The organism is Marinifaba aquimaris, from assembly GCF_013328345.1.
Taxonomy (GTDB): domain Bacteria; phylum Pseudomonadota; class Gammaproteobacteria; order Enterobacterales; family Alteromonadaceae; genus Marinifaba; species Marinifaba aquimaris.
Window position 1 is genome coordinate 1 of record NZ_JABULX010000054.1, and the last position, 6,265, is coordinate 6,265.

Genomic DNA, 6,265 nt, shown 5'->3' on the forward strand with positions numbered 1-6,265 from the left:
GCCTTTTCGCCCTCACTTTTTCTACCCATACACATGCAAACGAGCTCGATGATGCCTTAGCAGGGATTGTGGATGAGGAACTGTATGAATGTTTGCTCTCTGAAATAAACAGCCATGATGTGAGCGATACTTCTGAGCTTGATAGCATTCATTGTCCATTCTGGCATAAAATCGAAGATTTAACTGGGTTAGAGGCATTGACTAATATTAGGGACTTATCTTTTCATTATCATAATCTTGATACTGAGAAACTAGCCCCTCTATCTCAGCTGACTAATTTGCAAACTTTAGCCATTAACCAAAGCGTATCGACAGATTTAGATAGCTTACTCGATAAAATTAAAAACTTGCCTAATTTGCATGAATTACGTTTGCTCGAGACACCTTTCTATGACTATCGAGCACTGAAAACTTTAAATGGGGTAAGCTTTGCTATAGAAGATAGATGCACTCACAACATTTATTACAGTGCTAATAGTTATGATGAATTACCAGAGGCTTGTACAATCGATCCAAGTATTGATAGTGACAAGGATGGCTTTTCAGATAAAGACGAGCTAATAGCGCAAACCAACAAGTCAGACGATAATAGCTTTCCTACTTTAATTAACTTTGACTTATTTGAGAACTACAACTTAAAATCGTGTCTAGATAAATTTAACTTAGTATATACCACTGAATTAAATAATTTTTATTGTGATGATGATATTGCCAGTATCAAAGGTTTAGAACAATTAACTAGCCTAAAGTATTTAAGAATACAACCAGAACAAGATCTTAATTTTACACCACTTACCTCTCTCACAAATTTAGAAGAATTATCACTAAGCAACGGTAGACTAGAAAACTTAGATAACCTAGTTAACAGCCTATTAGGGCTTAGTAATTTGGCAGAAATACGCTTGGGTACTAACCCAATTTCAGATTACTCTCCTCTAACTCAGCTTGATAATTCGATAGTTTTGTATATTAACCATATCTGTAACCAATTATCGAATGACTTAACAATAGCGGATTTACCTTTAGCCTGTACTATTGATCCGCAACTTGATTCAGATGCGGATTCAGTTACTGATAAAAAAGAATTAAGCCTAGGAACAGATCGTTTTGATCCAGCAGATACCCCAATCTACATTAAAGACATCCCACTGCAAGATTCCGCACTGAGTCAATGCTATCAGCTTAAAGAAGCGCGCTATGAGTTTGCTCTAGAAATCGAGAGATTAAACTGTGAAACGGGTGATTTCAATCAATTAGATATTAATGAGTTATTAGTTTTTAAAAATTTAGAATATTTACAAGCAGAAAGCCTAGAGTTAATAAACATATCATCACTATCCGCTCTCAATAACCTGATTAGCGTAAATATTTCAGACACTAACTTGCAAGATTTAACGGCACTCGTCAATGCACTGCAGAACATGACACAGTTGCAAGTTTTGTCGCTAAAAAACAATACAACCTCTACCTTCTCACCTTTGAGTTTATTAAACCAAACTGTTCGACTTTATATTTATGATAAGTGTTATCGACCTACAGGTTATGGGAGTGTGGCGTATGAGGATTTACCACTTGCTTGTACATTGGATCCAAGTTTAGATTCCGATGATGATGGGATAAGTGATAAAGATGAGTTAATAAGTGGTACAGATCGCAACAATGATAAAAGTAAGCCAACGGAGCTTAGCGAACTAATAATACCAGATGCCGACTTAAGAGCTTGCATTGAAGAGGAAATCAGCTCCGAGTGGCATCTGTATGTAGAAGAAATAACAACCCTTAGTTGCACTAGTCATGATGGTTATGAAATTACAAACCTATCAGGCTTATCTCAGTTAATTAACTTAACATATCTAAAAGTACAACAGACGGGAATAAATGACTACAGTGAAATAGCAAACCTAACTAAACTTACCTCGATAAATCTGTCTTATAGTGATATTGATGATTACCAAGCCTTATCTGGTTTACTCTCCTCACTATCGCTATTAGATACCATTACTCTATCAGGAAATTTAACAGAAGATTTCTCACCCCTAACCCAATTAAGCGGTAATACAAAAATATACATAAACGACATGCGTTGTGTCACTGCTGGTGACTATGGAAGTTACTCAGGTAGAATTCAAAGCTTGCCTTTAGCCTGCGTTATCAATCCAAACCAGGACAGTGATAACGATGGGTATAGCGATAAAGATGAACTAATCGCCCATACCGACCCCAACTCAAATTTAAGCCAACCCATTAAAATTAGTGATATTCAGTTTGTTGATAACGCTTTGCAAGAGTGTGTTGATAACCAAGCAAAAAGAAAGTACTACTCTTATCTAGCTGGCAGAAATAACTTAATTTTTGCGACGGAAATTGACAACTTGAATTGCTCTAACAGCTCGGGTGAGATAAAGAATTTAACAGGACTTGAGCACTTTAAACAATTAAAAGAGCTCTCTTTATCGGGTGAAAAAGTAGAGGATATTAGCGCAATAGAGGGGTTACCTTTATTGGAAGGTATCCGTTTAAACAGCAATGAGATAACAGACTACACTCAACTCTTACCTGTCCTATCAAGCTTACCAAATCTTAAAAAACTGGATTTAAAAAACAACCCTGCAGATGACTATACGGATTTTGCATCGTTAAACCCAGAGCTCTATATACAAATTTCAAGCCCTTGCACCCAAAACTTCAAAAATGAAGGTGCCTATGAAGGGATGCTTAAAAACTTACCTCAACCCTGCACAATTGAGTTAAATCAAGATGAAGATAATGATGGAGTAACCGATAGAGACGAAATCCGTTTAGGTTTTGATCCAACGGATGCATCGAGCACGCCATCAAAAATAATTGATATTGTTATTAATGACGCTGTTTTAAAAGAGTGCATTGATAATATGCAAACTTACTACTCTTGGACGTATGTTGCTGAATTTACCGCGCTCGCATGTTTTAGAGATGACTTAGTATCCTTAAAGGGAATTAGTCAATTTTACAATTTACTTGACCTCTTTATAGAAGACACCAAATTAATTACCGACTATTCTGAGCTAGCTGATTTAAAAGCGCTAGAGCGATTAAAGCTCAAAAGAATGGGCATCATCGACTTAGATAGTATAGTTAATGATTACTTGACTCAGCTTCCTAATTTATTCTTTTTGAATGTACGTAATAATCCAATTGCTGATTACCGCTCGTTGGCTCAGCTCAACCTTCAGCAACTGATGGTAGAGGACCGCTGTAGTAATAACGTTTGGTTTGATGGTATTTACGACGACATTCCAACTGCCTGTATTACAGATCCAGCTTTAGATTCTGATAATGATGGTATAAGTGATAAAGAAGAAATAATTGCTGATACCGACCCTAATGACAAAAATAGCCGTCCAACACTATTTAGTGATATCACTTTTGCTGATAACGGAATTAAAAAATGTCTTGATAATAGTGGTTTAGATTATCTTTACACCGAAGAAATTAAACAGCTAAATTGTTCATATGTTGAGCTAACTGAATTAACCGATTTAAACAAACTAACGAATCTAAACAAACTGTCATTATACTGGGATTCAGCCGATAAAATTTACGATTTTGCCCCAGTATTAACATTACCTAATCTTAATGAAATTAACTTATCTAAAAACCGTTGTTTACAAGGAAGCATTTTTGATGGTTCACCAGCTGAACTTCCGTTAGCTTGCACAATAGATATCAATCAAGATACAGATAAAGATGGCATCACTGATAAAGAAGAATTAATTGCGGGTACACTGGTCAACGATCCAACCAGTAAACCAGCTCTTATTGAAGATACAATATTTGTCGATAGTGAGCTTAAACAATGTATTTTAAATAATGGTCATAAATTCTTAGAGGAAGTGAAACAGCTAGATTGCTCATACGACGATGTTATTGAGCTAACCGATATGAATCTACTCATAAATCTCAGCAAGCTGTTATTGGGCTGGGATACCGCCGATCAAATTTATGATTTTGCACCTTTATTAACATTACCCACACTTAATGAAATTTCCGTAAGTAGAAACCGCTGCTTACAAGACAATAATTTTAGTGGTTCGCCTGCTGGGCTTCCGTTAGCTTGCACAATCGATATAAATAAAGATACAGACAAAGATGGCGTAACCGATAAAGAAGAGTTAATTTCAGGTACAGACCCACAAGATCCAAATGATAAAAAGTTACCCATTTCCCAGCTAGGACTTGCAAATACCGAGTTAGCAGAGTGTTTAGCTGAACATCAAGCCGTTACAAAGGAGCAATTTATTGATGAAGTAACGGAACTAAACTGTTTTGGTAAAATAGCTACACTAGATGGGATTGAGCTGTTTACTAATATCAAAAAGCTATCAGTTAGCTCATACCAGCTAAAAGATATTGATGCACTCGCTTCTCTTACCCAATTAGAAGAGCTCAGCCTACATGGTAAATATTATAATGGCGTAAATATCATTGAGGATATTTCAGCGCTTTCATCGTTGACCAATCTAAGGTTACTACATTTAAACTCTAATAAAGTCAGTGACTTTTCACCTTTAAGTCAATTAACCCAATTAACAGACTTAAAAATTTTGAGTAACCAGCTTATTGACTTAAGCTCGATTGAGGGCTCTACAGGTCTTCACAAACTTGCGTTAATAACGAGTAATTTAAATGATATTCGTGCAATTTCAACGCTAGGGAGTTTATATTATTTAACGATTCACTCAAATTCGCTTGTTGATTTTGACCCACTTTCTAGTTCTAGCCTAACTGGGTTGAAATATCTTTATTTAGAAGCCAACCAATTTACTGACCTTAACGAATTAATTCCATTAACCGGGTTAATCCGTCTAGGGGTAACATCAACTAAGTTAACAGACATCAGACCGGTCGCACAATTAGCTCAGGAGGTAGATTACAGCTTAACAGCAATAAATGCGGAGTGTTTACGCGGTGGTTATTTTTCCCTCGATAAACATTCTTCAACACCTAATGAGTTACCAGACCACTGTCTAATCGATCCTGTTCTAGATAGCGATAAAGATTCTTTCTCTGATGCATTGGAAATAACCTTAGGCACAAGTGAGCATGATAAAAATGAAACTCCAACACCTATTTCAAGTTTAAGCTTTGCCGATGTAAATTTAGATACATGTGTTAAATCTCATTCTTATAAGTATTCAGAGCAAGTACTTGAACTAAATTGCGATAGCAGAGGTATCACAGATCTAACAGGATTATCACAGCTTAACAACTTGGCAGTTCTTAAGTTAGCTAACAACGGTATTACTGATATATCAGAGATTCAAGATTTACCACTTACTGAACTTGAGGTAGCGAATAACCCTATCAGTGATTACTCAGTTTTAAGCAATCACACTCTTGAGAAGTTCTACGCAACAAACTACACCGAAGATGATTATTTAAATTATTTCAAACAATCAGAAGATAAAGATTTTATAGGCTTTAACTACCCTGCAACACTTAATAGCCAAGCAGTTAAAGATGATTTAAAGGGAATTGCACGTTGGTACTTAACTTTTAGCGATATAACGCCATCACAAATTATTCCATTAATCAGCGAAATACCATTCGCTAGTGCACCAGAGCAAGATCGATGGAGCTATGCCCAAGTCACTTATTCTGATATGACAAGTGCAACTAAAGCGGACTTCGAGAGCATTGAGTATATTCATCTAAAGCACATTGTAACTAATGATTATAAGTTTACTGAAAATGCTACTGAACTTTATGTAACAGTTAGCTCTGAGCAAGAATTGAAATTATCAAAACTCGTTGAGAGTACACAGCGCGCTAACTTTAATAAAGTGAATATTTGGTTCACAAAGCCACATGAGACCTTTGATTTTTCTGACTTACTGACAATTACATATGAGCAATACATCGAAATTCATACTGATGGTATGGAAGTTGGCTGTATTGGCAAAGAGGGTTATCAAGGTCTAATCAGTGAAATGCCTGCAGAGTGTTTTGAACAGGTTTCTGATACTCAGACAAATACTGAAACTCAGACAAACACTGATACTCAGACCAATACTGAAACTCAGACCAATACTGAAACTCAGACAAACACTGAAACTCAGACAAACACTGAAACTCAGACAAACACTGATACTCAGACAAATACTGAAACTCAGACGAGTACTGAAACGGAGACTGAAGTGGTAACACCACCTGCGCCAAGACCAAGGCCGTTACCTCCTATATTTGGTCCATTACCGCCAGCTACCGACCCGGAAACAGAAACAGC

General features: G+C 36.4%; 1 pseudogene. It reads left to right on the plus strand.

What is annotated here, in order from left to right:
- Positions 1-6,265 (plus strand): annotated as a pseudogene (locus HR060_RS18860) (hypothetical protein); the annotation flags it as partial.